Here is a 24629-nt window from a genome sequence, read left to right as displayed (position 1 = left end):
ATCACCTTGCGTTGGAGACAACCAGGACGACGCCCACCATGACCAGAACGATGCCAGCGAGCTCCCGCCGGTTCATCGATTCGTGGAAGACGCGGCGCGAGACGAAGTAGCTGAACACGACCTCGATCAAGATCAGCGTTCGAACCTGGGAGGCGGGTGCGAGGGCCAGCGCCGTCACGTTGGCCAGCGACGCCGAGGCGCCGGCGATTCCGGCGAACATCGAGACACGCCATTGCCGCAAGGCGCCCAGCACGATCGCCGGGTGTCGCGCCAGCAGCCAGGCGGAGAGCAGGACTGCCTGCAGGAGCTGGCTCCAGAAAAGCGTCTCGGCCGCAGCAAGGAAGGGCGAGCCGGTATGGAGTGCGAGATTGGCGCCGCGATAGCCCACGACCGAAATCGCGAACGCTGAGCCCGAAGCGAGGCCGTAGAACGCGGCCGGATCGGCCCAGCTTCGGCTGGTGCCCTCGCGTGACGGACGACGCGGCGTCAACAGCACGACGCCCAACGTGGCGACCACGATGGCGCCGACCGCCATGGCCGACAGCGTCTCGCCGAGGAACAGAACCGAGAAGAGCGCGACCTGGATGACCTCGCTCTTGGAATAGACCAGCCCGATCGCGAAGCTGCGTTCCTCCATCGCGCGCAACAGCAGGGCCGTGCCCGCCATCTGGCTCAGCGCCGCCACGACGACCCAACCGCCGAAGACCAAGGTGAGGGCCGGTTGAGGGGAACCACCGAACAGCAGCATGAGGCAAAGCCACACCGCAAGGACGGGCATGCCGTAGAGGAACCGGACCAGCGTAGCGCCGAGCGTGCCCAGCTCGGCGGTCAGATGCCGTTGCGCGGTGTTGCGAACGGTCTGCGCAGCGGCCGCGAAGACGGTGAGGGGGATCCAGAGCCCGGAGACGGGGATCATATTCCCGACTCGCAAGCGGGTTGTCGTTTGACCATGTCGAACAATTACTCATAGGATCGCGGCAATCGGTCAAAGACCGCAAGAACTATTCCGGGAGTGAACACCATGACGTCCACCGAGTCGCGGCGCGCGAGCCGTCGTCAAGTTTTGAAGGGTGCGGGCGCCCTGGCCGCGGCCGGGTTGGTCGGCGCCCCGGCCATCAGCAAGGCGCAGACCGGCGCCATCAAGATCGGCGTGCCGACGATCCTGTCGGGTCGTGTCGCCATCCTTGGCCAGAGCAGCGTCGGCGCGCTCAAGATGTCCTTCGACAAGCTCAACGCCGAAGGCGGCATCAACGGCCGCAAGATCGAGATGATCGTGCGCGATTCGAAGGGCGCGCCGCAGGAAGCCGCCAAGGTCACGCGCGACCTGATCAACAACGACGGCTGCCAGATCATCATCGATGCCGAAGCGTCGAGCGCGGCCTTTGCGGTGCAGGAGGTCATCCGCGAGGTCGGCGTGCTCTGCATCCACACCAATTCGGAGACGTCGTCGCTCACCGCCGATCCCAAGCTCTACGTGCCGACGGCCTTCCGCACGGCCCGCCAGGGCATCCACGACGCGATCGGCGGCGGCGACTATGCCGCCAAGGTCGCCAAGGCGAAGGGCCTGAAGAAGTGGGCGACCTGCTCGCCCGACTATGCCTATGGCCGCTCCAACACGGCCGAGTTCATGGAATACGCCAAGTACTTCGACGGCAACATCACCGTCGTCGAGGAGACCTGGCCCAAGCTCTTCCAGCCCGACTACACCGAGGTCGTCACCAAGCTGCTCAATGCCAAGGCCGACGCCATGTACTCGGCGCTGTGGGGCGGTGACCTCGTGGCCTTCATCGACCAGGCGAACCTGTACGCCCTGTTCGAGAAGCAGGCGTCGTTCATGGTCAATCTCGGCGACTACGGCGTCGTCGACCAGGTGAAGCAGTTCCCGCAGGGCGTCTATTCGGGCGGCCGCTACAATCGCACCGTTCCGCCGACGCCCGAGAACGAGGCCTGGTACCTGGAATACGTCAAGACGCAGAAGAGCAAGCCGACCAACTGGTCGTGGGAGAATGCCGTCGGCGCACAGTTCCTCATCGAGGCGCTGAAGAAGACCAACGGCGATACCAACGGCAAGAAGCTCGCCGAGGCGATCAAGGGGGCCACGATCAAGACCCCGTTCGGCGACGGCGGCTCCATCACCATGCGCGCCGAGGACAATACCACCATCAACTACATCATCGGGTACGGCCTCTCGCTGTCGAAGGAGCCGTACATCTCGGACTTCAAGATGTCGCCCTGGGAGCCGATCCTCGAACTCGAGAAGCAGTGGAAGAAGAAGCAGGGCTACGCGACCTGATCGTCTTCACTTTCAGATAGGACATCCACGTGGACCTTGACGCGTTGTTGCGCTGCGTCGGAACGACCTCCTGTGTCGTGACGCAGCTCACCAGCGGCATGATCATCGGCATGCTGCTTTTCCTGATCGCGTCGGGCGTGACGCTGATCTTCGGCGTTCTGAACGTCATCAACTTCGCCCACGGCTCGCTCTACATGATCGGGGCGTACGCGGCCTGGACCTTCTACCAGCTCACCGGCAGCTACTTCGTCTCCGCATTGGGAGCGGCGGTGGCGGTCGGCATGCTGGGTGTCCTGTTCGAGCGGGTGCTGATGAGCAAGGTCTACGGCTCCAACGTGCTGATGCAGCTCCTGGTCTGCTACGCCGTGGTGCTGATCTCGGACGATCTCATCAAGATCATCTGGGGGCCGGTGCCGCTGTCGATGGGCATGCCGCCGGAGTTCCGGCTGCCGCCGGTCCGCTTCATGGGCGGCGTCATACCGCCATTCTATATCTTTATGATCCTCGCGGCGATGGCGATCGGACTGCTGCTGTGGCTGGTCATCGTCCGGACGCGCTTCGGCAGCATCGTGCGGGCCGCGGCCATCAACGGCCCAATGGTGTCGGCGCTCGGCATCCGCGTGAACCTCTACTACGCAGCTGTTTTCGGGATCGGCAGCGCTCTGGCGGGCGCGGCGGGAGCCCTGGCGGCGCCCGTGCGCTCGCTGACGCCGGGCATGGGCTTCTCGATCCTGATCGAGTCCTTCATCGTGACGGTGATCGGCGGCATGGGCTCGATCGTGGGGGCCTTCGTCGCCTCGATCATCATCGGCCTCACGCGGTCCTTCGGCAGCATCGGCTTTCCCCTGTTCGTCGACGGGGTAATGTTCCTGATCATGGCGCTGGTCCTGATCTTCAAGCCCAGCGGCCTGTTCGGCCGCGCGCACCGGTAGGCGGCGATGACCTCACGTTGGAGAGATCTGGGCCTGGCCGGGCTGGGGTTGGTCCTGCTGCTGCTGGTGCCGGTGTTCGGTGCGCCACCGGCGATCCGCGACTTCATCATGTTCGGCATGGCCTACGGCCTGCTCGCCATGTCGCTCAACCTGCTGATCGGCTACACCGGCCTCGTGTCGTTCGGCCACGCCATGTTCTTTGCCGCCGGCGCCTATGCGTTCGGCCTCGCAATGCAGTCGGGCAAGTTCTCGATTCCCGGGGCCTTTGCGCTGGCGATCGGCTTCACGGCGCTGATGGCGTTGATCGTCGGCGCCATCTGCGTGCGGCTGAACGAGATCTATTTCGCGTTCCTGACGCTCGCCTTCCAGATGCTGTTCTACAACATCATCCTGGGGTGGGTGTCGTTCACCGGCGGCGACCAGGGGCTCATGGGCGGCATTCCGCGGCCGAAGTTCCTCGGCATTGATCTGGCCGACCGGACGCAGCTCTACGTCTTCTGTTCGGTGGCGTTCGTCGTCTGCATCGCCCTCCTGCGCCAGATCGTGACGTCGCCCTTCGGCTACACGCTGCGCATGATCCGCGACAACCAGGAGCGTGCGGCCTTCCTCGGCATCAACGTGACGATGGTCAAGTTGGCCTGCTTTGTGATGTCGGCCTGCATCGCCGCGGTGGGCGGCATCCTGTTGACCCTGTTCGTGTCGGGGGCCTATCCCAATTTCGGCTTCTGGACGACCTCGGGCGAGGCGATCTTCATGATCCTGCTGGGCGGGTCGAACGTCTTCCTGGGGCCGCTGGTCGGCACGGTCATTCTGCGCCTGCTGAACGACGTCACGGTCACCTACACCAGCCACACCGAACTGGTGCTGGGCATCGTGATCCTCATCCTGGTGCTCGGCCTGCGCAAAGGTCCGCTCGACCTGCTCGCCGAACGCTGGGAGAACCGGCGGCAAGCCAAGGCCCAGGCGATCCGGGATGCGGCCGACAAGGACGCGCAGACGGGCAGGGATGCCTGACATGCTGAAGCTCGAAAACCTCAAGAAGTCCTTCGGCGGCGTGGCGGCTACGCGCGACGTGTCGCTGGACTTTGCCGACGGCTCGCTGAGCGCCATCATCGGCCCCAACGGCGCCGGGAAGACGACGCTGTTCAACCTGATCACCGGCCGTTTTGCACCAGACACCGGCCGCATCCTGCTGGCGGGCGAGAACATCGCGGGCCTCTCGCAGCGCCGGATCGTCCGGCTGGGTGTCGGGCGCGCCTTTCAAGTGGCGAGCCTGTTCCCGACGCTCACCGTGTCCGAAGCACTGGCGGCGGCGGCCCAGGCCCATCAGCGCCGCGAGACAGTGCTGCGTTCGCCGTTTCCGCTCACCACCACGACGAAGCACGCCGACGAGATCATGGAGTTGCTCGGGCTGACCCGTGTCGCTGGCATTTTGAGCCGCAATCTAAGCCACGGTGACCAGAAACTGCTCGATATCGGACTGGCCCTGGCGCTGGAGCCCAAAGTGCTGCTGCTCGACGAGCCGACCGCCGGCATGGGGCCGGAGGAGCGCTGGCGCATGATCGAAACGGTGCAGCGCCTGTGGCGGGCACGGCGCATGACCCTGATCTTCATCGAGCACGACATGGACATCGTCTTCAAGATTGCCCAGACGGTCCGCGTCCTGTCCTACGGGTCGGTGCTGGCCGAAGGCACGCCCGACGAGGTGCGAACCAATCCCAAGGTGATCGAGGCCTATCTCGGCAAATCCGCCCATGGAGCTGCTGGACAGGGAGCGGCGGCATGAGCGCCGCCGAAATCCTGAGGGTCGAGGGTATCGACGTCTTCTACGGCGCCAGCCAGATCCTGTTCGGCGTGTCTTTCGCCGTGGAGAAGGGCCAGTCTCTGGCGCTGCTGGGTCGCAACGGCGCGGGCAAGAGCACGACCATGAAATCCATCATCGGCATCGCGCCCGCCAAACGGGGCACGGTCTCCGTTCGCGGCACGCCTGTGCAGAAGTTCACACCCGACCGCATCGCGCGCGAGGGCGTGGGCTTCGTGCCCGAGGACCGGCAGATTTTCCCGGAGCACTCGGTCGAAGACAATCTGAAGATCGCGATCAAGCCGGGCGTCGGCGGCAGGATCGATTGGACGCTGGAGAAGATCTACGACGTCTTCCCGATCCTGGCGTCGATGCGTGGCCGCATGGGCGGCCGGCTGTCGGGCGGCGAACAGCAGATGCTCACCATTGCGCGCACACTGATGGGAAATCCCGATGTAGTGCTGCTCGACGAGCCGAGCGAAGGGCTGGCGCCTATCATCGTCGAGAAGATCGGTGAGCTGATCCAGCGGCTGCGCGACATGGGCACGACCCTGATCGTGGCCGAGCAGAACATGCATTTCTGCCTGGATATCGCGAGCCACGTCGCCGTGATCGACAAGGGCCATATCGTCTATCGTGGCTCGATTGACGAGCTGCGCGCCAACGACGACGTGAAGAAGCGCTACCTGGCGGTCTGAAGTACGACGCGCAGGCCGGGCTTGGCATCCTCTAGCCGGATCGCGAGCCCGTGCAGCCCGGCGATCGCCTTGACCATCGCCAGGCCGAGGCCGCTGCCCGACGTCGAGCGGCTACGGTCGAGCCGGTAGAAACGGTCGAAGACCTTTTCGTGCTCGGAGGCGGGGATGCCCGGGCCGTTGTCGGCGACTTCGATTTCGAGCCCGTCGCCGTGCCGGTGCAGGCCAAGGCGGACCTTGGTGCCCTCGGGCGTATGTCGCAGCGCGTTTTCCAGCAGGTTGGACACGAGCTGGGCAATCAGCTGGCGGTCGCCGGTCAGCATCGCGCCGGGCTCGATCTGCACATCGAGGGCGCGATCCAAGTCCTCGGCGACGGGCTGGTAGGTCTCGCCCAGACTCTTCAGCAGAGCGGAGACGTCGAAGGAAGCGAAGGCGCTCTTCTGGGCGCCGGCCTCGACCTGGGCGATGCGCAGCAGGGCCGAGAAGGTTTCCAGCAGGGCGTCCGCTTCCTCGATGGCGGCGTCGGTTGCGGCGCTGTAATCGGCGGTCGTCGTGGCACGCTCGCGGGCATCCTCCAGCCGCTGGCGCAGGCGGCCGAGCGGCGTGCGCAGGTCGTGGGCGATGTCGCTCGACACCTGGCGCAGTCCGTCCATGAGCTGCTGGATGCGCGCCAGCATGGCGTTGAGACTGGCCACGAGCTGGTCGATCTCGTCGTGCGTCCCGCGCACGGGAATGCGGGCGGAGAGATCGCCTTCCATGATGGCGCGGCTGGTGCGGGTGATCGTATCGATGCGGCGCAGGAAATTGCTGCCCAGCAGGGCGCCGCCGGCGATGGCCAGGACGAGGGTGAGGCCGCCCGACCAGGCGAAGGCGCGGATGATGGCGCGCTGCATGTCGACCAGACGGTTGGCGTCCTGGGCCACCAGCAGGAACGAGCCGTCGGGAAGGGTGAGGCCGAAGCCCGTCAGCTTGGGGCGCTCGCCGGGACGGTCGGGATCGATCTCGGGCTGGGGCTGGTCGGGCTCGAAGTCGATGGCGCCGTTGACCGGCGGCATGCCGGGAAGATTTCCGACGACGACACGACGGCTGGGAGCCTGCAGCAGGTAGAAGATCGGCCCCTTGGTGCGGAAGTTGATGCGCCGCGTGATCTGCCCGGCGAGGCCCGCGAGGCCGCTGCGGCGGTGAACCTCTGCCAGCTGATAGGCTTCGGAGCGCAGGACGGCGGCCATATCGTTCTGCATCGCCGCGGTCGCCGTCCAGTAGACGCTGGCGAACAGCACGCCGGCCGACAGGATGAAGAGGACGGCGTAGAGCAGCGGGAGGCGGAAGCTCGCCGAACGCAGGATCCTAATCAGGCGCGCGAATGACATAGCCTGCCCCCCTGATCGTATGGAGGAGCGGCTTGTCGAAGCCCTTGTCGATCTTGGAGCGCAGCCTGCTGATATGCGTCTCGACGATGTTGGTCTTGGGATCGAAATGGAAGTCCCAGACCTTCTCGAGCAGCATGGTACGCGTCACCACCTCGCCGGCATGGCGCAGCAGGTATTCGAGGACCTTGAATTCCTGGGCGAGCAGCTCGATGCGCTTGCCGCCGCGCGTCACGGTACGCGCCAGTAGGTCCATTTCGAGATCGCCGGCGACGAGGGAGGTCGCAGCCACGATCGGCGGGCGGCGGGAGAGGGCGCCGATGCGGGCCCTGAGTTCGGCGAAGGCGAAGGGCTTGGTGAGGTAGTCGTCGCCGCCGGCTTCCAGCCCCGCGACACGGTCGTCGACGCCGCCCATCGTGGTGAGGAAGAGGACCGGCGCCTTCATGCCCGAGGCGCGCGCCGCCTTGACGAGCGACAGCCCGTCCATCTGTGGAAGCATGCGGTCGACGATCAGCACGTCGTACTTCTCGCCGGTGGCGAGGTAGAGGCCGTCGCGTCCGTTGTCGGCATGGTCGACCACGTGGCCGTGCTCGCGCAGGCCCTTGGCGATGTAGTCGGCGGTTTGCTTGTCGTCTTCAACGAGGAGGATTTTCACGTGGCCCGTCTATCCGGCGCCGGCCCGTGGCGCAACGTTCCCCAACTATACAAACATTCAATCTGGCGGCCATCAGGGCGCTACGGGTCCTCCCCCATATTCCGCTCACCCCCCAAGGAGGAGGCTGTAGATCATGACCAAGACCAAGTCCCGTATCCTGACCGCCCTGGCGCTCACCACTGCCCTGACGGCGCCTGCCCTGATCGCCCCGATGTTCACCGCTCCCGCGGCCATTGCCGGCCAGACCATGCCCGTTCAGGACTTCTCGGACCTGGCTGCCAAGGTGACCCCTGCGGTCGTCAATGTCGCCGTGACCATGAAGGCCGGCGCCGACGACGAAGACGAGACCCGCACCTCGGACTCGCAGCAGAAGCAGATGGAAGAATTCATGAAGCGCTTCGCGGAGCGCTTCGGCCAGCCGATGCAGCCGAACCAGCCGGGTCGTCCGGACGGCAAGGGCCGCCCGCAGTCGAAGGAAAAGGCCCAGGCCGTCGGCACCGGCTTCATCGTCGACCCCAAGGGCGTGATCGTCACCAACTTCCACGTCGTCGGCAAGGCCGACTCGATCACCGTCACGATGGCGGACGGCACCAAGCTGCCGGCCAAGATGCTGGGCGGCGACGAGAAGACCGACCTGGCCGTGCTGAAGGTCGAGAGCGACAAGGCCCTGCCGTTCGTCTCGTTCGGCGACGCCACCAAGGTGCGCGTCGGCCAGCCGGTGATGGCGGTGGGCAACCCGTTCGGCCTCGGTGGCACCGTGACCACGGGCATCGTGTCGGCGCGCGGCCGTGACATCCACTCCGGTCCGTTCGACGACTACATCCAGACCGACGCCGCCATCAACCGCGGCAACTCCGGCGGCCCGCTGTTCGACATGGACGGCAACGTGATCGGCATCAACACGGCCATCTACTCGCCGACCGGCGGCAGCATCGGCCTGGGCTTTGCCATCCCGTCCTCGCTGGCGCAGCCGGTGGTCGCGGAGCTCAAGGACAGCGGCCGGGTCGAGCGTGGCCTGCTCGGTGTCCAGATCCAGCCGGTCTCGAAGGAGATCGCTGAGAGCCTGTCGCTGAAGAGCGAGAAGGGCGCTCTGGTGGCGGTGGTACAGCCGGACAGCGCGGCGCTCGCAGCCGGTGTCCAGTCGGGTGACGTGATCGTGAGCGTCGACGGCAAGAAGGTCGACGGCATCAAGGAGCTGACCCGCACGATCTCCGCGGTCAAGCCGGGCACCTCGGTCAAGCTGGGTGTGTGGCGCGACGGCAAGGAGATGAGCCTCACCGCCAAGGTCGGTGGCCAGAAGGACGACGCGATCGTCAAGGCCAGCGCCGATGGCAAGGGCGCAACCGCGAAGCCGGAGCCCATGGCCTACGGCGTCTCGCTGGCGCCGCTCTCTCCGGAGGCGCGCAAGCAGCTCGGTCTGGATGGTGACGTGAAGGGTGTCGTGGTCGCAACGGTCGAGCCGGGCAGCCCGGCCGATGAGCAGGGCCTGAAGGCCGGCGACCTCCTTCAGCAGGTCGGCAAGGACGCCGTCGACAGCCCGAAGGCGGCTGCCGAGAAGCTCAAGGAAGCGAAGACCACCGGAAAGCCGGTGCTGATGAAGGTGTTTCGAGAGGGGATGACGCGCTTTGTCGCTATCTCTCCCCGGGCGGCCTAGCAAACCTCTCGATCGGTCGGAGCCCTCGGGCTCCGACCGAAGCCTTCCCTCCAGACATTGAGTTCAATCTTCGAGGTTGAAGCGAAGCCGCTATCTCTCCCCGGGCGGTTAGCAAGACCTCAGTAAGGAGCCGGCGGTGGCCCCACCATCGCCGGCTTTCCTGCACCCGACGGATCTCTCAGGGGGGCCGCGTCATTTCAGGCGAAGACCGGAAAGACGCGATCATGAGGGGGAGTGGAGGTCTGCAGCCTGGTGTGGGTACTGCAGACCTCCCAACCCTTTGACTGCCGCCGGCCTTCGGGCCGGCTTTTGTTTTGCTGGGGGCGCGCCGCGATGGCTTTAGAGCGCGCGCTTCTTCGAGGAGATGACGCCGCTGGCGATGCCGTGCCACTCGATCGTGCCGGCGAGGCGGGAGTGCTCGATCTTCGGGCAGCGATTCATCACCACCTTGAGGCCGGCCTTCTCGGCACGCTCTGCCGCTTCCATGTTCACCACGCCGAGCTGCATCCACACGACCTTGGCGCCGTGCTTGATCGCCTCGTCGGTGATCGGACCGGCCGCCTCGGAATTGCGGAAGATGTCGACCATGTCGACTTTGACCGGCAGCTCGTCGAGTGAGGAATAGACCTTCTGGCCCAGGATTTCCTGGTCGGCGGCCGCCGGATTGACCGGGATGACCTTGTATCCGCGGTCGAGCAGATATTTCATGGCGAAATAGCTGGGACGATTCCAGTTGGCCGAGGCGCCGACCATGGCGATGGTCCGGGTGTCGCGCAGGATTTTGCGCAGATAGAGATCGTCGTAACGGTCGCTGAAGGCAGCTTTCATGGGGGGGATTATACATGGCCGGTCCGATGCTGTTCGAGCCGATTTCCATCCGCGACGTCACCCTGAAGAACCGGGTGGTCGTGGCGCCGATGCATCAATACGCGGCGGAGAAGGGCTTCGCGACCGACTGGCACCTGGTGAATGCCGGCCGCTATGCCGCCGGTGGCGCCGGCCTCGTCATCATGGAATCAACCAAGGTCGAGCGACGTGGCTGCGGCACGGTCGGAGACCTCGGCCTGTGGGACGATGCGTTCATTCCCGGCCTCAAGCGCTGCGTCGACTTCATCCGGCTACATAATTCCGTGCCGGGCATCCAGCTCGGCCATTCCGGCCGCAAGGCCCGGCGCTCCCGGCCCTGGGAAGGCGGCGGTCCGCTGAAGCCGTCCCCGGAGATCGACGACTGGGACCAGTGGGAGCTCGTTTCCTCGAGCGGCATCAATTCGCCCGACACCGATCCGACGCCGCGGGCGCTGACGCTGGCGGAGATCCCGCAAGCGGTCGAGCGCTGGGGGCAGGCGGCACGACGCGCCCACGAGGCCGGGTTCGACGTGCTCGACATCCACATGGCGCATGGCTACCTGATCCATCAGTTCCTTTCGCCGTTCTCCAACGTGCGCAACGACCAGTATGGCGGCAGCGAGCTCAATCGCATGCGCTTCGCCATCGAGGTCGTGGAGAGCGTGCGCGCGCACTGGCCGGCCTCGAAGCCGCTTTTCGTGCGCTTCTCGGTCGAGGACGATGCCGGCTGGGGCCCGGACCAGAGCGTGGCGCTGGCGAAGATCCTCAAGCCGAAAGGCGTCGACGTGATCGACTGCAGCTCGGGCGGCATGCGCGGCGCGCCGGTGGTGGGCACCGGTCCCGTGACCTACGGCTATCAGGTCCCCTATGCAGACCGGCTGAAGAACGATGCCGACATCTTGAGCATGGCCGTCGGCCTTATCGTGCATGCCGACCAGGCGGAGAAGATCCTGCAGGAAGGCCGCGCCGACCTGATCGCCCTGGCACGCGAGCTTCTCTACAATCCGAACTGGCCCATGGATGCAGCGCAGAAGCTGGGCGTCGACCCGAAATTCGCGTCCGTGCCGCCGGCGCAGGCCTATTGGCTGGCCAAGCGTGCACAGTCGGTGAAGTCGGTCGTGCCGTCGACCTACATGAAGGGCCTCAACGCCGAGTGAGACGCCAACTCACTCCGTCGTGACACCACCGCGCCGCATCGTGCGTTATGTTCTCCGCCCCCTCGAATTCTGGCGGAGAAGATCATGAAGCGGATTGCGGCGACGGCCTTCGCTCTCGCCTGTGTCCTTGCGACACCGGTTTGGGCGGCCCTGAAGCCCGGCGACACGGCGCCGGTGTTCACGGCGCAGGCGGCGCTCGACGGCAAGGACTATACGTTCTCGCTGGCAGATGCCCTGAAGAAGGGGCCGGTGGTCCTCTACTTCTTCCCCAAGGCCTTCACGACCGGCTGCACCGCAGAAGCGCACGAGTTCGCCGAGGCGGCAGCGCAGTTCAACGCGATGGGCGCGACGTTGATCGGGATGTCGGCCGACGATATCGGCACCTTGCACAAATTCTCGACGCAGGCCTGCTCGGGCAAGTTCCCGGTCGCCGCAGATCCCGATCTCAAGGTCATCAAGGCCTACGACTCGGCGCTGATCCGTGTCGGCAGCGTCGGCATCGCCGATCGCATTTCCTACGTCATCGCGCCGGACGGAAAGATCGTCTACGCCTTCTCCGATCGCAATCCCGACAAGCATGTCGAGAACACGTTGGCGGCGGTCAAGGCGCTGCAGAAGAAGTAGCCATCCGGTTCTGCTCGGCGCGCTTGCGCAGAAGATGCGCGGCGCCCATCAGCGCGGCCGTCAGCACGATCGTCAGCGTCGAGACGGCGGCGATGGTGGGATCGATCTGGAAACGCAGATCGTCCCACATGCGGCGCGGCAGGGTGACCGCGCCGGTTCCCGAGATGAACAGCGCCACGATCAGTTCATCAAACGAGGTGATGAAGGCGAACAGGGCGCCCACGAGCACGCCGGGCTGGATCAGCGGCAACGTCACCTGGAAGAAAGTGGCGCCGGGCGTCGCGCCGAGGCTGAGCGCGGCCTGTTCCAGCCGCGGATCGATGCCGGAGAGGCTCGCGGTCACGCTGGTCACGACGAACGGTACGGCGAGGCAGGTGTGCGCCAGCACCATAGCGATCGGCGTGCCGACCAGCCCGTAACGCGAATAGGCGTAGTAGATGCCGATCGCCACGACGATGCCGGGCACGATCAGCGGCGACAGGATGAGGCCGGCCGCGAAGATGCGCATTCCCTTGGGCAGGCGCGCGAGGCCGAGCGCGGCCAGGGTGCCAAGGAACGTCGACAGGACGACGACGGCTGACGCGACCCAGATGCTGACCCAGGTGGGCTTCAGCCAGTCGGGATTGCTGAAATAGGCCTCGTACCAGCGCAAGCCGAAGGCGGGCGGCGGAAAGGTGAGGTAGGTCGCCGACGAAAAGGACGCGATCGCCACCACGACGATCGGGAAGGCCAGGAAGAACAGGATCAGCCCGACGATGCTGGCCGAAAGTATGCTCGCCACCCTCATCGCACGCTCGTCTTGAAGGCGTTGCCGACGCCCGGCAGCTTGCGCGCAACCGCGAGAATGGCGAGCGCCGTCGCCAGCAGGATCGCGGAGAGGGTGGCGGCATAGGCCCAGTTGAGCTGGTCGACCTGCTGGGCGATCAGCATCGAGAGCGTGATGTCGCGCGGTCCGCCGACCATGGCGGGCGTGATGTAGAAGCCCAGCGCCAGCACGAAGGTGAGGAGGGTGCCCGCCGCGACGCCCGACATGGACAGCGGCAGGATCACCTGCCGGAAGGTCATGAACGGCGTCGAGCCGAGCCCCGAGGCGGCGCGGATCAGGGAAGGATCGATCTGCCGTAGCGCATTGGCGATCGGCAGGATCATGTAGGGCAGGAGGATGTGGATCATCGCGATCTGCGTCGCGAGCGTGGTGTTCAGGATGCGAATCGGACGGTCGATCATGCCGAGCGCCATCAGCGCTTCGTTGACCAGGCCATGGCGGCCGAGCAGCACCATCCAAGCGTAGCTGCGGACGAGGACACTCGTCCAGAAGGGCAGCAGGATGATCACCAGGATGAACGGCGCCATCGTCCTGGAGCGCACGAGACCCATGGCCACCGGGTAGCCCAGGATCAGGCAGCCCAGGGTGACGATGACGGAGGTATTCAGCGTGATCCAGAACGTCTTCTGGAACACCACGTCTTCGAACAGGGTCGCATAGTTGGCGAGCGTCCAGGTCGGGTCATTGACGCTGCGCAGCAGCATCGCCACCACCGGCAGCGCGTAGAAGATCAGCATGTAGATGAGCAGCGGCGCCGCCAGCAGCAAGGGCACCGCTCGGCGCCAGTCGAACGGCGCCGTCTGCGGCCGGCTGACCGCGAGGGCAAGGGAGGCGGGCTGCACGGCCTCAGACAAGGTGCACCTCAGACAAGAATCGTATCCGCGACGGACCAGGCGATCTCCGCCCGCTCGCCCACGGCGCGGCGGCGGATGGCGGCGCTGGACGGTTCCTTGAGCACGATCGATGTGCCGTCACCGGCCTGCAGCATGTAGCGGCAACGCTCGCCGGCGAAGACGGCCTCGGTGACGGTGACGCTGAGGCGATTGTGCCGTGCCTCCGCCCCAGCCCAGGCGCCGTCGGCGAAGCGCAGGCGCTCGGGCCGCGTGGTCAGCGTCACCTTGTCGCCGCTCGCTGGCCGCCCGGGACAGAGGGCGCGGATCAGGGTGCCTTCACACTCGGCGATGACGACGTCGTCCTCCAGCCCGCGCACGATCGCGGGCAGGAAATTCGATTCGCCGATGAAGCCCGCGACGAAACGGTTGTCGGGCCGGTCGTAGAGATCCTCTGGGCTTCCGACCTGCGCCACCTTGCCGTCGTTCATGACGGCGATGCGGTCGGACATGGTGAGCGCCTCTTCCTGGTCGTGCGTCACGTAGATGAAGGTAATGCCGAGATCGGCATGGAGCCGCCGCATCTCGAGCTGCAGGTTTTCGCGGAGCTGCTTGTCGAGCGCCCCCAGCGGCTCGTCCATCAGCAGCAGGCGCGGCTTGAACACGACGGCCCGCGCGACGGCGACCCTCTGCTGCTGCCCGCCCGAGAGCTGGCGCGGATAGCGCGCGCCGTATCCCGGCAGGTGCACGAGCTCCAGCGCCTCGGCGACCAGTTTCGCCCGTTCGGCCCTGGGCACGCCGCGCTGCTTCAGCGGGAAGCCGACATTCTCCTCGACGGTGAGGTGGGGGAACAGGGCGTAGTTCTGGAACACCATGCCGATGTTGCGCCGGTAGGGCGGCATGGCGACGACCGACTTGCCGTCGATCGCGATGTCGCCGGCGGTCGGCGTCTCGAAGCCGGCGATCATCATCAGGGTCGTGGTCTTGCCCGAGCCGCTGGGCCCCAGCATCGTCAGGAACTCGCCGGAGCGGATGTCTAGCGAGACGCCGTCCACGGCTTTGGCGGCGTTGGCGCGATCGTAGGTCTTCTCCAGGTTGGAGAGCGTCACCGACGCACCGCTGCCCGAGGCGGAGCCGGCTCCGTTCATGCCAGCGCCGGTCACGGCGTCAGCTCAACAGCCACTTGTTGAACTTGGGAATGACCGTTTCGCGATTGTCGATCCACCAGTCGTAGTTGTAGTTGACGAGCTGCTTCTTGATGTCCGGTGCGCTCGGCAGGACGGCCAGGCGTTCCGCCGGGATGTACTCGTTGGACTTGGCGTTCACCGAGCCATAGGGAATGCCGAGACAGACGCGAGCCTGCGGAATGGCCATGGTCGAATAGGCCGCGAACTTCATCGCATTGACCTTGTTCTTGGCGCCCTTCGGAATGCCCCAGGCGTCGCGCTTGAGCAGACCCTGGTTCCAGTTGATCGCCGCCGGGACGCCGGCTGCCTGCAGCGCGGCCATGCGGCCGTTCCACACCGTGGTCATCGTGACTTCGCGGTCGGTCAGTAGTTGGATCGGCACGGCGCCGGTATCCCACCACTTGAAGACGTCCTTCTTGATCTTGGCGTAGCTCGCCAGCGCCTTGTCGACATCGATCGGATAGAGCTTGTCGGCCGGCACGCCGGCGGCCATCAGCGCGAACTCCATCTCGGGCCAGCCGCCGCTGTTGGTGCCGAACATGGCGCGATCGCCGGGAAATTTCTTGGTATCCCAGAAGTCGGCCCAGCCAGAAGGGACGGCGCCCTTGAAGGCATCGGTGCGGTAGGCGAGGACCTGCGCCCAGACCAGCATCTCGAGACCGTACTCGAAGCGATATTGCGGCTCGACGCCCGGATCGACGATGTCGTAGTCGATCTTCTCGAAATAATCGCCGCGCTTCTGGAGGTTCATGATCGAGCCACGGCTTAGCTGCGCCATGTCCCATTCGACATTCCCCGTATCGACCATCGCCTTGATCTTGGTCGCGTCGGAACCCGGGAAGGCACGCACCTTGATGCCCGTGATCTTCTCGAACGGCTCGAAATAGGCCTTCTGCTGGACCTCCTGCATGGTGCCGCCGAATGTGGCGATGCGGACTTCACCGCTGCCCTTCAGCGCATCGGGCACCGTGGTCTGCTCGGGCCACGCGGCCTGTCCGAAACTCGGGCGGATGAAGGGGGCCGAGACGAGGCCTGCGCCGACGAGGCCAAGGGTGGTGCGCCTGCCGATGGTCTTCTTGCTCATGGATGCCGTCCTTCCCGTTGGCTGGATCAGTAAGCGAGGAGATTTTCCCTGAACTGCTTGTGCTCGTAGGCCTTGCGCACCAGGTCGCGATCCTGGAGGGCGGGGACCAGTCCGTCCTCGATCTCAGCCAGGGTGCGGCGGTTGACGTTGGGCATGGAGAAGAGGAAGCCGTCGCCGCCGACCTCCTGCATGACCTCGCCCATGCGCGCGGCCACCGAATCGCAGGTGCCGCAGAGCTCGATCGACAGATCGACCGCATTGAACGAGGCCATCGTCTGGCGGATCGAGCGGCCGTTGGCCAGGGCCCGGAACTGTTCGAGGTTGAGCTGGTGACCGTTGGTGGTCACGTCGTCAGGGAGCGGCTTGTCGAGGTCGAACTTGCCGAAGTCGATGTTGGTGACCTTGCCGAAGTGGGCGAGACGCTCCTGGATGTTGGCCTGGGCCATACCCTCACGCTTCTTCTTGCGCTCCAGTGCCTCTTCCATGGTCTCGCCGAGGATCGGGTTGATCAGGTAGAGCACCTTGCAGTCGCTCGGGTTGCGGCCCAGCGCGACCATGTGCTTGCGTACGTCGTCGCGATAGGCGCGCATGGCGTCGATGCCCTTGGCATTGACCACGATCGTATCGGCATGAGCAGCGGCAAAGCGGCGGCCGCGTGGCGATCCGCCGGCCTGGGCGATGACCGGCCGGCCCTGAGGGCTGGGGCCGGAATTGAGCGGCCCGCGCGTCTTGAAGTACTTGCCCTCGTAGTTCACGGCGTGGACCTTGGTATGGTCGATCAGGTTGCCGCTCTTGCGGTCGGCAATCATCGCGCCGGGCTGCCACGAGCCCCACAGGCCTCGGACCACCTCCATGTATTCGTCGGCCATGTCGTAGCGCAGGTCATGCTCGGGCATTCCCGGCATGCCGAAGTTCATCGCGGCAAAGTCGGAACTGCCGGTGACGGCATTCCAGCCGGCGCGGCCGGCCGACACCTGGTCGAGCGTCGCCATGAGGCGGGCCAAGAGATAGGGGTGGTAAGCATAAGTGCCAAAAGTCGGCACGATGCCGATGCGCGAGGTCACCTGGGTCATCAGGGCCGCGACCACCGACGGGTCCTGCCGCGGCACCGCGATCGCTTTCTTCAGGTAGATTTCGGTCGAGCCGCCGAAACTCTCTCCGACATAGGACGAGTCTTCGAGAAGGATGTAGTCGAAGCAGGCCCGTTCCAGGGTGCGCGCCATGTCGAGGAACAGCTCCGGCTGCTCCCAGGTCGTCCCGATGTGCCCTGTCCAGGGCTCTCCCCACGCCTGCACACTGGAGCCCTGCAAGAACCACGCGAGATGAAATGGGTTGGTCGCCACGAACGCCCTCCGATGCCGCCTGCTCGGCAGACTGGACGCAAATACTGTGCCGGGAGTTCGCAGGGCGGCTCTGCGTTGCAAGGGGGAAAGACCTGATCGCACGGCAACGCAAGTTGCGTTACGATGAGGTCTGCGGCGTGGCCGAAACACAGCAGGAGCGCGAGATGGATACGGTGATGCAATCCGACAAGCTCGATATGACCGAAGCCGAATGGCAGGCCCGTTGCGACCTCGCTGCACTCTACAGGATCACCGATCACTTCGGCTGGACTGACACGATCGACACCCACATGACGGTGCGCATCCCGGGCGAGCCCAAGTGCTTCCTGATCAACAATTACGGCGACCTGTTCGATGAGATCACCGCGTCCAGCCTCGTGAAGATGGACATCGACGGCAACGTCTACGCCAAGGACGGTAAGTTCAACGCGGCCGGCTTCACCATCCATTCGGGCGTCTACAAGGCACGGCCGGATGCAAACTGCGTGATGCATACGCACACCCGCGCCGGCACCGGTGTCTCGGTCCTCAAGAAGGGCATCCGCCCGATCAGCCAGGATGCGCTCTCGGTATACGACGACCTCGTCTATCACGAGTACGGCATGCCGACGTCTCAGGAAGAGTGCGATGCGCTTGGCGTCTCCTGCCAGAGCGGCAACTCGGTGGTGCTGCGCAATCACGGCCTGCTGACCGTTGGCGGCACGATTCCGGGAGCGTTGCGGCGCATGTATATGCTCGAGCGCGCCTGCGAGGTCGAGGTCATCGCCCGCAGCCTCGACGAGGAGGCCGCGCCGATCGAGGAAGACGTGATCCGCCAGTACGGCGAGCGCGCCAAGCAGCAGCGCGCCAATCCGGAATACGGCATGACTTACTGGAAGGCCGCGCTGCGCCAGATCGAGGGCAAGGGCACCGACTGGCGGCAGTAGTCCCGAGGCACCGATCGTCGGCCCTGCACACGAAAAGAGCGCGCCGCGAGGCGCGCTCTTCTGATTCGGGAAGAGGGCGTTACTTCGTGGGCGCCGAGAGCTTGACGATTTCCGTCCAGCGACCGAGTTCGCGGGCGATATAGGCGCCCAGCTCCGCAGGGCCACCCCGCCGGTCCTCGATGCCTTGGACGCGGAACGATTCCTTTACCTTGGGACTCTCCATCGCCTTGTCGACGGCGCGGTAGAGCCTGTCGACGATCGGCTGCGGCGTTCCCTTCGGCGCCATCATGTAGAACGATACGTCGGCCACGATGTCGGGATAGCCGAGCTCCTTGAAGGTCGGAATGTCGGGCAGCGCGGCCGCGCGCTTCTCGCCGGTGACGGCGAGCAGGCGCGCCTGCTTCGCGTTGTGGACCGGCACGCCCGACGCGACGGGCGTGAACCAGACCTGGATGCGGTTGGTGAGCAGGTCGTTCAACGCGTCGGTGGTGCTCTTGTAGGGGACCATCACCATGTCGATCTTCGCTGCGCGATTGAGCATCTCGCCCAGGAACTGCGGCACACCGCCGGCAAAACCCGAGAAGTTGATCTTGCCGGGCTCGCGGCGCGCGAGGTCGACCAGCTCGGCGACGCTCTTCACCGGCAGCTCGTTGGGCACGAACATCGAATAGTAGACGCCGCCCGTGAAGCTGACCGGCGTGAGGTCATTCAGCAGATTGACCGTGTTGTTGCCCGTGGCCTGGTTGATGATGTTGCTTAGCGAGGAGATCACCACGGTATGGCCATCCGGCCGCGCCTTGGCCGTATAGTCGACGCCGATATTCCCGGTGGCGCCGGGCCTGTTCTCGACGATGACGCTCTGGCCCAGGGTTGCGGTCATGTCCTGCGCGAGGAGGCGGGCGATGATGTCGTTGGTCGTGCCGGGCCCGAACGGCGCGACGATGACGATGGGCTTGCCCGGCTGAAAGTCCTGCGCGACCGCCGGAACAGCAGTCGTTGCAATGCTCGCCAGCGCCGACGCGATGGCCGCACGCCGCGATATTTTCATAGCCCGCATGGTCGTCCTCCCGTTTTTCTTGTTGTCCCGGGGAGTAATCGATCTTGCGTCGCAGGCCGTCAACTCTCCGGGCTATTTCCCCGTCCACTCCGGCTTCGGCTTCTTATTCACGAAGGCGTCGATGCCAGCCTGCGCATCTTCGCGCTGCAGGGCGCCCGCCATGAAGTCGGTCGCGTAGGCGTAGGCCTGCTCGACGGTCATCTCCATGTGCTTGCGGAACATCGCCTTGCCGGAGGAAATCTGCTGCGGCGGCTGGGCGGCGATATGGTCGGCCAGCGCCCTGGTTTCGCGGTCGAGGTCGGCGGGCGCGACGACGCGGCTCACCAGCCCGTCGCGCAGCGCCGTCGCGGCATCGACGAACTGGCCGGTCAGCAGCATGTCGAGCGCGCGCTTGGGTCCGACGGTGCGGCCGACCGCGACCGAGGGCGTGCCGCAGAACAGGCCGTTGATGATACCTGAGGTCGCGAAGGTCGCCGTGCTCGAAGCGACCGCGAGGTCGCAGGCGGCGACGAGCTGGCAGCCGGCGGCGGTCGCGACCGCTTTCACCTTGGCGATGACCGGCTGGGGGAGGCGGCCGATCGACAGCATCATCGCCGAGCAGCGCGTCATCAGGTCGTGATGGACGGCATAGTCGTGGGTCGAGGCGACCTCGCGCAGGTCGTGGCCGGTCGAGAAGGCGCGGTCGCCCTGCGCCTCTATCACGACGCAGCGGATATCCTTGTCCGTGGCCAGCCTGTCGAGTTCCACCTGCAGCGCGTCTATAAGATCGCCGGAGAGGGCGTTCATGGCGCGCGGTCGGTTGAGCGTGAGGAAGGCGACGCGACCCTCGTCGCGGCGCAGAAGGACGGGTTCGTTGGAGGCGGCGATCATGGCAGCAGTCTATGGGAAGAGCGCAGGTGCGTCATGCCGGTGATGTCGCCAGCCGAGCTGATGGCGTTCCTCGACGAGCACTTTCCGCAGGCCGCCCATCTCGGCCTCGCCATCGAGCATCTCGACGACAGGATCATTCGCCTGCGCCTGCCGACGCACGAGCGGCATCTGCGGCCGGGCGGGACGATCTCCGGCCCGACGCTGATGTGGCTGGTCGATTGCGGTTTCTACCTGCTCATCCTGGGCCAGCTCGGCCCGGTGGGGCTGGCGGTCACGACCAACCTGAACATCAACTTCATGCGCAAGCCGGAGCCTGCGGACCTGATCGGGGAAGGTCGGCTTTTGAAGCTCGGCAAGACGCTGGCGGTCGGCGACTTCACGATCTGGAGCGACGGCAAGCCCGAGCCCGTGGCGCACGCCACGGTGACATATGCCATACCGCGCAAGGCTTAAATCGGAGGTAATATAATACCTCATAGGTAAGTTATTGATTTAACGTCATAATTTTCCCCGAGTTGACAAGGGTCCGGTCTCTCTCCATAAGCGCGCGCTCATTGGAAGAAAGACTCATGCACGCCCTCACACACTCCACTCCCAGCATCAAGACTGCCGACGTCAAGAAGAAGTGGTTTCTGATCGACGCCGACGGCCTCGTTCTCGGCCGGCTCGCCACGATCATCGCCATGCGCCTGCGCGGCAAGCACAAGCCGATGTTCACGCCCCATATCGACTGCGGCGACAACATCGTCGTGATCAACGCCGAGAAGGTGCGCCTCACGGGCCGCAAGGCCGAGCGCGAAGTCTTCTACTGGCACACCGGCCATCCCGGCGGCATCAAGGGCGAGACCCTGGGCAAGCGCCTCGAAGGCCGCTTCCCGGAGCGCGTCCTGATCAAGGCCGTCGAGCGCATGATCACGCGCGGGCCGCTCGGCCGCGCGCAGATGAAGAACCTGCGCGTGTACACCGGACCGAACCACGAGCAGGAGGCCCAGCAGCCCGAGAAGCTCGACATCGCCGCTATGAACCGCAAGAACTCGAGGATCGGCTAACATGGCTACCGAACTTTCATCGTTTGCCGAACTGAAGAAGGCCCCGACGGTCGACCAGGCGCCTGGCGCTCCGCGCGAGAAGGAAATCGATGCGCAGGGTCGTGCCTATGCCACGGGTCGCCGCAAGAACGCGGTCGCCCGCGTCTGGGTCAAGCCGGGCACCGGCAAGATCACCATCAACGGCCGCGATCAGACGATCTACTTCGCGCGTCCGACGCAGCGCATGATGATCCAGCAGCCGTTCGACGTGTCACAGCGCAATGGCCAGTTCGACGTCGTCGCCACGGTTTCCGGCGGCGGTCTGTCGGGCCAGGCGGGCGCCGTGCGTCACGGCATCTCGCAGGCGCTCACCAAGTTCGAGCCCGGCCTGCGCGGCGGCATCAAGGCTGCCGGCTTCCTCACCCGCGACAGCCGCGTGGTCGAGCGCAAGAAGTACGGCCGCGCCGGTGCGCGCCGCCGCTTCCAGTTCTCGAAGCGCTAAAGTCGCGTTTCCGATATCTTCGAAGGGCGCCTCAGGGCGCCCTTCGTTTTTGTGGCCCTTGGTCTTGTGGAGTTGCGATCCGATGTCCGGTCTCATCGTTCCCTTCAACGGCTTCGTGCCGCAGGTCCACAGCACGGCCTTCATCGCGCCGAACGCAACGTTGATCGGTGAGGTCGAGATCGCCGCGAACTGCAGCATCTGGTTCGGCGCGGTCCTGCGCGGCGACGGGCCGGGCATCAGGATCGGCGAGAACTCCAACATCCAGGACGGCACGGTGATTCACATCGCCGCGCGCGGCGTCGGCACCGTCGTGGGCCGCAACGTCACGGTGGGGCACCTGGCGCTGTTGCATGCCTGCGAGGTGCAGGACGATGCCTTCATCGGCATGCATTCCACCGTGCTCGACGAGGCGGTGGTCGAGACCGGCGCGATGGTTGCGGCGGGCGCTGTGGTGACGCCGCGAAAGATCGTGCGTAAGGGCGAGCTGTGGGCCGGCAATCCCGCAGTGAAGATGCGGGACATCACCGAGAAGGATATCGAGTCTTTCCGGCGGTCTGCGGCGGCGTATGTCCGGCTGGGTCAGGCCTACCGGGGCGAGCGCCCCAAAGCGGCAGAGTAGGGCGCGGCACGAGCGCGCGTTCCGCAACTCGACGCGATCCCGGGCGTTCGTTGCGCATGCACTCACTTCTCGTCCCGCCGATCTTCCTCCTGCTCATCGCTGCGGCAGTTGCCGCGCCTGTCGCATTTGCACAGGTTCCTCCCAGCAAGGCGCGCTGCGATCAGCTTATCAAGTACTTCGATTATTACGGTCAAAGCCGCGGCGAAGGCGTTACGGACGGCGCACGCAACATGACCCGCATCGGGGCGCAAAGCGATTGCGACGACGGCGACTACCCGGAAGGGATCGCGCTCATGGAGAAGCTCCTCCACGAAAAGAGGATGGGCATTCCAGGACCGGACTGGAGCCGCTAGGCGCCCGAACGCACCTTCACGTAGCTGCCGGGGGCGTCCTCGATCGCGGGGAGGCCGGCGGCGCCGGGCACGCGGGCCGGAACTTTCGGACCCGAGAGCGCCGACAGCCACTTGTCCCAGTCGTGCCACCACGAACCGGGAAATTCCTTGGCGCCGGCCTGCCATTCGGCGAGGGTCGGCGGGTTCTTGTGGGTCTCGTTCAGCCAGTGCTGGTACTTCTTGTTGCGCGGCGGATTGACGACGCCGGCAATGTGGCCGGATCCCGCCAGCATGAAGCGGACGGGACCGCTGTAGATCTGCGTTGCCTTGTAGACCGACCGCGACGGCGCGATATGGTCTTCCTTGCCGGCCTGGATGTAGACCGGAATGCTGATCTTGCGCAGATCGATCGGCACGTTGTCGAGAACCAGGCCGCCCGGCTGGCTGAGCAGGTTCTTCTGATACATGTTGCGCAGATAGTAGCTGTGCATCGCCGCCGGCATGCGCGTGGCGTCGGCATTCCAGTACAGCAGGTCGAAGGGGAAGGGATCCTTGCCCATCAGGTAATTGTTCACGACGAATGACCAGATGAGATCGTTGGCACGCAGCATGTTGAACGTCGTCGCCATCTCGCTGCCCTCGAGATAGCCTTTCTTGCTCATCATCTCCTCGACGCTCGCGAGCTGATCCTCGTCGATGAACACGCCGAGTTCGCCGGGCTCGCTGAAGTCGACCTGGGCCGTGAAGAACGTGCAGGCCACGATCCGGTCATCGTTGCGCGCGGCCATATAGGCAAGCGTCGCGGCCATCAGCGTGCCGCCGATGCAGTAGCCGATCGCCGAGGCCTTGCGCTGCCCGGTCGCCTTTTCGATAGCGTCCAATGCGGCCAGCGGGCCTAGCTTCATATAATCCTCGAACACCATCTTCGCGAGGCGCTCGTCGGGATTGACCCAGGAAACCACGAACACGGTGTAGCCCTGCTCGGTCGCCCACTTGATGAACGAGTTCTCGGCCTTGAGGTCGAGGATGTAGAACTTGTTGATCCACGGCGGCACGATCAGCAGCGGGACCTCGTAGACCTCGTCGGTCGACGGCGCGTACTGGATGAGCTGCATGATGTCGTTCTGATAGACGACCTTGCCGGGCGAGGTGGCGACGTTGCCGCCGACCTTGAAGGCATCCATGTCGGTCTGGCGGATGAGGAGGTTGCCCTTGCCGCGCTCGAGGTCGCCCAGGAGGTTCTGGAGACCCTTGAGGAGGTTCTCGCCCTTGGACTCCACGGTGGCCTTCACCACCTGGGGATTGGTCATCGCGAAGTTCGACGGCGAGACCGCGTCGATGAACTGTCGCGTGTAGAAATCGACCTTGCGGGCCGTCTTGTCGTCGACACCCTCGACCTGCTTGATCGTCCCCTGCAGCCAGCGCGCCGTCAGCAGGTAGGACTGCTTCAGATAGTCGAACACGACCTCGTCCTTCCAGGCCGGGTCGTTGAAGCGTTTGTCGCCGCGCGCAGGCTCTGCCACCGGTTCGACCGTCTGGCCCATCATGCGCTGGGCGGTGACCTGCCACAGCTTCATGTACTGCTGCCAGAGCTCGACCTGGGCCTGGACCAGGCGGTTCGGGTCGGCCAGCATCTTGGCCGTGAAATCCATGAAGGTCTGGGTGAGGTGCAGCGGGTCGGTCGGCTGCTGCCCATCGGCCTGATAGCGCTGGGAAAAGTCCTGCAGCAGCTTCTGGCTGCGCGTGGCGATTTCCTTGAAGGCCTCCTGGAGCTTCTCGGATTCCTCCGCAGAAAGGCCGCCGAGGGCTGTGGGGGCGTGCGTATCGGACATGCTTTTCCCCTTCCGAATCATTGCCTTTTTGGCGTTTCTTGCGGTAAATTCAACGTGGCGGTACCATAGCTAGTACCGACCCCAATCGCTACCTCGCTCTCATAGGTAGGCTGCGACAACTGACGGGTCAAATTTCCTCTCGGTCTCCGCTAAACAGGCGGAAACCGGG

Annotated in this window: 26 protein-coding genes; 14 read left to right on the top strand and 12 right to left on the bottom strand. The window is 65.1% G+C overall.

Annotated elements, in window-relative coordinates; all coding sequences use genetic code 11:
* Window position 1: 1 nt before the first annotated feature.
* Window positions 2-916 (bottom strand): EamA family transporter, encoded by a 915-nt coding sequence (locus ACQY78_RS03525; protein ID WP_428682795.1) that lies wholly within the window; start codon window positions 914-916, stop codon window positions 2-4.
* A 105-nt stretch (window positions 917-1021) separates the two neighbouring features.
* Here ACQY78_RS03525 and ACQY78_RS03520 point away from each other — a divergent pair, with 105 nt between their 5' ends.
* The 5 genes from ACQY78_RS03520 to ACQY78_RS03500 are packed head-to-tail and all read left to right on the top strand — an operon-like array spanning window position 1022 to window position 5724.
* On the top strand, window positions 1022-2293 hold the full coding sequence (locus tag ACQY78_RS03520) for an ABC transporter substrate-binding protein (RefSeq protein ID WP_425065762.1): 1272 nt from the start codon (window positions 1022-1024) through the stop codon (window positions 2291-2293).
* Between the two features lie 29 nt (window positions 2294-2322).
* On the top strand, window positions 2323-3225 hold the full coding sequence (locus ACQY78_RS03515; protein WP_422036161.1) for a branched-chain amino acid ABC transporter permease: 903 nt from the start codon (window positions 2323-2325) through the stop codon (window positions 3223-3225).
* A gap of 6 nt (window positions 3226-3231) precedes the next feature.
* On the top strand, window positions 3232-4239 hold the full coding sequence (locus tag ACQY78_RS03510) for a branched-chain amino acid ABC transporter permease (RefSeq protein WP_428682792.1): 1008 nt from the start codon (window positions 3232-3234) through the stop codon (window positions 4237-4239).
* A 1-nt stretch (window position 4240) separates the two neighbouring features.
* Window positions 4241-5011, top strand: a complete 771-nt coding sequence (locus tag ACQY78_RS03505) for an ABC transporter ATP-binding protein (RefSeq protein ID WP_428682790.1) — start codon at window positions 4241-4243, stop codon at window positions 5009-5011.
* Window positions 5008-5724 (top strand): ABC transporter ATP-binding protein, encoded by a 717-nt coding sequence (locus tag ACQY78_RS03500; protein WP_428682788.1) that lies wholly within the window; start codon window positions 5008-5010, stop codon window positions 5722-5724. The genes ACQY78_RS03505 and ACQY78_RS03500 overlap by 4 nt, the downstream gene beginning before the upstream one ends.
* Here ACQY78_RS03500 and ACQY78_RS03495 read toward each other — a convergent pair.
* Window positions 5709-7091 (bottom strand): sensor histidine kinase, encoded by a 1383-nt coding sequence (locus ACQY78_RS03495; RefSeq protein ID WP_428682786.1) that lies wholly within the window; start codon window positions 7089-7091, stop codon window positions 5709-5711. The two genes, ACQY78_RS03500 and ACQY78_RS03495, sit on opposite strands and share 16 nt — an antisense overlap.
* Window positions 7069-7743 (bottom strand): response regulator transcription factor, encoded by a 675-nt coding sequence (locus tag ACQY78_RS03490; protein WP_298313053.1) that lies wholly within the window; start codon window positions 7741-7743, stop codon window positions 7069-7071. The genes ACQY78_RS03495 and ACQY78_RS03490 overlap by 23 nt, the downstream gene beginning before the upstream one ends.
* A gap of 133 nt (window positions 7744-7876) precedes the next feature.
* Here ACQY78_RS03490 and ACQY78_RS03485 point away from each other — a divergent pair, with 133 nt between their 5' ends.
* Window positions 7877-9397, top strand: a complete 1521-nt coding sequence (locus ACQY78_RS03485; protein ID WP_428682784.1) for a DegQ family serine endoprotease — start codon at window positions 7877-7879, stop codon at window positions 9395-9397.
* Window positions 9398-9736: 339 nt separating this feature from the next.
* Here the strand turns inward: ACQY78_RS03485 and ACQY78_RS03480 are convergent, their stop codons facing one another.
* Complete coding sequence (locus tag ACQY78_RS03480) at window positions 9737-10225, bottom strand: CoA-binding protein (protein WP_428682782.1); 489 nt, start codon at window positions 10223-10225, stop codon at window positions 9737-9739.
* 14 nt (window positions 10226-10239) lie between these two features.
* Between ACQY78_RS03480 and ACQY78_RS03475 the strand changes: the two genes are divergently transcribed.
* Window positions 10240-11400, top strand: coding sequence for an NADH:flavin oxidoreductase/NADH oxidase (locus ACQY78_RS03475; protein WP_428682780.1), 1161 nt, complete (start codon window positions 10240-10242; stop codon window positions 11398-11400).
* 84 nt (window positions 11401-11484) lie between these two features.
* The gene (locus ACQY78_RS03470) at window positions 11485-12024 is read left to right on the top strand and encodes a peroxiredoxin (protein WP_428682778.1); all 540 of its coding nucleotides are present in this window, start codon (window positions 11485-11487) and stop codon (window positions 12022-12024) included.
* On the opposite strand, the gene ACQY78_RS03465 is transcribed toward ACQY78_RS03470, so the two are convergent.
* The 5 genes from ACQY78_RS03465 to ACQY78_RS03445 are packed head-to-tail and all read right to left on the bottom strand — an operon-like array spanning window position 12002 to window position 17294.
* Window positions 12002-12811, bottom strand: a complete 810-nt coding sequence (locus ACQY78_RS03465) for an ABC transporter permease (RefSeq protein ID WP_428682776.1) — start codon at window positions 12809-12811, stop codon at window positions 12002-12004. The genes ACQY78_RS03470 and ACQY78_RS03465 overlap by 23 nt on opposite strands.
* Complete coding sequence (locus ACQY78_RS03460; RefSeq protein WP_428682774.1) at window positions 12808-13704, bottom strand: ABC transporter permease; 897 nt, start codon at window positions 13702-13704, stop codon at window positions 12808-12810. Before ACQY78_RS03460 ends, ACQY78_RS03465 begins: the two co-directional genes overlap by 4 nt.
* A gap of 8 nt (window positions 13705-13712) precedes the next feature.
* Window positions 13713-14828 (bottom strand): ABC transporter ATP-binding protein, encoded by a 1116-nt coding sequence (locus ACQY78_RS03455; RefSeq protein ID WP_428686321.1) that lies wholly within the window; start codon window positions 14826-14828, stop codon window positions 13713-13715.
* A 19-nt stretch (window positions 14829-14847) separates the two neighbouring features.
* Window positions 14848-15951: an ABC transporter substrate-binding protein gene (locus tag ACQY78_RS03450; RefSeq protein WP_428682772.1), complete on the bottom strand. Its 1104-nt coding sequence runs from the start codon at window positions 15949-15951 to the stop codon at window positions 14848-14850.
* A gap of 26 nt (window positions 15952-15977) precedes the next feature.
* A complete protein-coding gene (locus ACQY78_RS03445; protein ID WP_428682770.1) occupies window positions 15978-17294 on the bottom strand; it encodes an NtaA/DmoA family FMN-dependent monooxygenase in 1317 nt (438 codons plus the stop codon).
* 137 nt (window positions 17295-17431) lie between these two features.
* Here ACQY78_RS03445 and ACQY78_RS03440 point away from each other — a divergent pair, with 137 nt between their 5' ends.
* A complete protein-coding gene (locus tag ACQY78_RS03440; RefSeq protein WP_428682768.1) occupies window positions 17432-18220 on the top strand; it encodes a class II aldolase/adducin family protein in 789 nt (262 codons plus the stop codon).
* A 79-nt stretch (window positions 18221-18299) separates the two neighbouring features.
* On the opposite strand, the gene ACQY78_RS03435 is transcribed toward ACQY78_RS03440, so the two are convergent.
* Window positions 18300-19277 (bottom strand): Bug family tripartite tricarboxylate transporter substrate binding protein, encoded by a 978-nt coding sequence (locus tag ACQY78_RS03435; RefSeq protein WP_428682766.1) that lies wholly within the window; start codon window positions 19275-19277, stop codon window positions 18300-18302.
* A gap of 72 nt (window positions 19278-19349) precedes the next feature.
* Window positions 19350-20147: an enoyl-CoA hydratase gene (locus ACQY78_RS03430; protein WP_428682764.1), complete on the bottom strand. Its 798-nt coding sequence runs from the start codon at window positions 20145-20147 to the stop codon at window positions 19350-19352.
* 33 nt (window positions 20148-20180) lie between these two features.
* Between ACQY78_RS03430 and ACQY78_RS03425 the strand changes: the two genes are divergently transcribed.
* The 5 genes from ACQY78_RS03425 to ACQY78_RS03405 all read left to right on the top strand — a co-directional run bounded on the left by ACQY78_RS03425 (window position 20181) and on the right by ACQY78_RS03405 (window position 22649).
* On the top strand, window positions 20181-20600 hold the full coding sequence (locus ACQY78_RS03425) for a PaaI family thioesterase (RefSeq protein ID WP_428682762.1): 420 nt from the start codon (window positions 20181-20183) through the stop codon (window positions 20598-20600).
* A gap of 116 nt (window positions 20601-20716) precedes the next feature.
* Window positions 20717-21196, top strand: coding sequence for a 50S ribosomal protein L13 (gene rplM, locus ACQY78_RS03420; RefSeq protein WP_425065780.1), 480 nt, complete (start codon window positions 20717-20719; stop codon window positions 21194-21196).
* Window position 21197: 1 nt separating this feature from the next.
* Window positions 21198-21677: a 30S ribosomal protein S9 gene (rpsI, locus tag ACQY78_RS03415; protein ID WP_425065781.1), complete on the top strand. Its 480-nt coding sequence runs from the start codon at window positions 21198-21200 to the stop codon at window positions 21675-21677.
* An 82-nt stretch (window positions 21678-21759) separates the two neighbouring features.
* On the top strand, window positions 21760-22296 hold the full coding sequence (locus ACQY78_RS03410) for a gamma carbonic anhydrase family protein (protein WP_428682759.1): 537 nt from the start codon (window positions 21760-21762) through the stop codon (window positions 22294-22296).
* A 56-nt stretch (window positions 22297-22352) separates the two neighbouring features.
* Complete coding sequence (locus ACQY78_RS03405) at window positions 22353-22649, top strand: hypothetical protein (RefSeq protein ID WP_428682757.1); 297 nt, start codon at window positions 22353-22355, stop codon at window positions 22647-22649.
* On the opposite strand, the gene ACQY78_RS03400 is transcribed toward ACQY78_RS03405, so the two are convergent.
* Window positions 22646-24460: a PHA/PHB synthase family protein gene (locus ACQY78_RS03400; protein ID WP_428682755.1), complete on the bottom strand. Its 1815-nt coding sequence runs from the start codon at window positions 24458-24460 to the stop codon at window positions 22646-22648. The genes ACQY78_RS03405 and ACQY78_RS03400 overlap by 4 nt on opposite strands.
* Between the last annotated feature and the right edge of the window lie 169 nt (window positions 24461-24629).

This window comes from Reyranella sp. (assembly GCF_965279625.1).
Lineage (GTDB): Bacteria > Pseudomonadota > Alphaproteobacteria > Reyranellales > Reyranellaceae > Reyranella.
This window is presented reverse-complemented; position numbering and strand designations above follow the sequence as displayed.

Bases quoted from the DNA above. Each gene is read 5' to 3' on its own strand.
- ACQY78_RS03505 (WP_428682790.1), top strand. From the start codon at position 4,241: ATGCTGAAGCTCGAAAACCTCAAGAAGTCCTTCGGCGGCGTGGCGGCT.
- ACQY78_RS03465 (WP_428682776.1), bottom strand. From the start codon at position 12,811: ATGAGGGTGGCGAGCATACTTTCGGCCAGCATCGTCGGGCTGATCCTG.
- ACQY78_RS03455 (WP_428686321.1), bottom strand. From the start codon at position 14,828: ATGAACGGAGCCGGCTCCGCCTCGGGCAGCGGTGCGTCGGTGACGCTC.
- ACQY78_RS03520 (WP_425065762.1), top strand. From the start codon at position 1,022: ATGACGTCCACCGAGTCGCGGCGCGCGAGCCGTCGTCAAGTTTTGAAG.
- ACQY78_RS03495 (WP_428682786.1), bottom strand. From the start codon at position 7,091: ATGTCATTCGCGCGCCTGATTAGGATCCTGCGTTCGGCGAGCTTCCGC.
- ACQY78_RS03525 (WP_428682795.1), bottom strand. From the start codon at position 916: ATGATCCCCGTCTCCGGGCTCTGGATCCCCCTCACCGTCTTCGCGGCC.
- rplM (WP_425065780.1), top strand. From the start codon at position 20,717: ATGCACGCCCTCACACACTCCACTCCCAGCATCAAGACTGCCGACGTC.
- ACQY78_RS03400 (WP_428682755.1), bottom strand. From the start codon at position 24,460: ATGTCCGATACGCACGCCCCCACAGCCCTCGGCGGCCTTTCTGCGGAG.
- ACQY78_RS03510 (WP_428682792.1), top strand. From the start codon at position 3,232: ATGACCTCACGTTGGAGAGATCTGGGCCTGGCCGGGCTGGGGTTGGTC.
- ACQY78_RS03470 (WP_428682778.1), top strand. From the start codon at position 11,485: ATGAAGCGGATTGCGGCGACGGCCTTCGCTCTCGCCTGTGTCCTTGCG.
- ACQY78_RS03410 (WP_428682759.1), top strand. From the start codon at position 21,760: ATGTCCGGTCTCATCGTTCCCTTCAACGGCTTCGTGCCGCAGGTCCAC.
- ACQY78_RS03485 (WP_428682784.1), top strand. From the start codon at position 7,877: ATGACCAAGACCAAGTCCCGTATCCTGACCGCCCTGGCGCTCACCACT.
- ACQY78_RS03450 (WP_428682772.1), bottom strand. From the start codon at position 15,951: ATGAGCAAGAAGACCATCGGCAGGCGCACCACCCTTGGCCTCGTCGGC.
- ACQY78_RS03435 (WP_428682766.1), bottom strand. From the start codon at position 19,277: ATGCGGGCTATGAAAATATCGCGGCGTGCGGCCATCGCGTCGGCGCTG.
- ACQY78_RS03425 (WP_428682762.1), top strand. From the start codon at position 20,181: ATGCCGGTGATGTCGCCAGCCGAGCTGATGGCGTTCCTCGACGAGCAC.
- ACQY78_RS03475 (WP_428682780.1), top strand. From the start codon at position 10,240: ATGGCCGGTCCGATGCTGTTCGAGCCGATTTCCATCCGCGACGTCACC.
- ACQY78_RS03500 (WP_428682788.1), top strand. From the start codon at position 5,008: ATGAGCGCCGCCGAAATCCTGAGGGTCGAGGGTATCGACGTCTTCTAC.
- ACQY78_RS03430 (WP_428682764.1), bottom strand. From the start codon at position 20,147: ATGATCGCCGCCTCCAACGAACCCGTCCTTCTGCGCCGCGACGAGGGT.
- rpsI (WP_425065781.1), top strand. From the start codon at position 21,198: ATGGCTACCGAACTTTCATCGTTTGCCGAACTGAAGAAGGCCCCGACG.
- ACQY78_RS03405 (WP_428682757.1), top strand. From the start codon at position 22,353: ATGCACTCACTTCTCGTCCCGCCGATCTTCCTCCTGCTCATCGCTGCG.
- ACQY78_RS03480 (WP_428682782.1), bottom strand. From the start codon at position 10,225: ATGAAAGCTGCCTTCAGCGACCGTTACGACGATCTCTATCTGCGCAAA.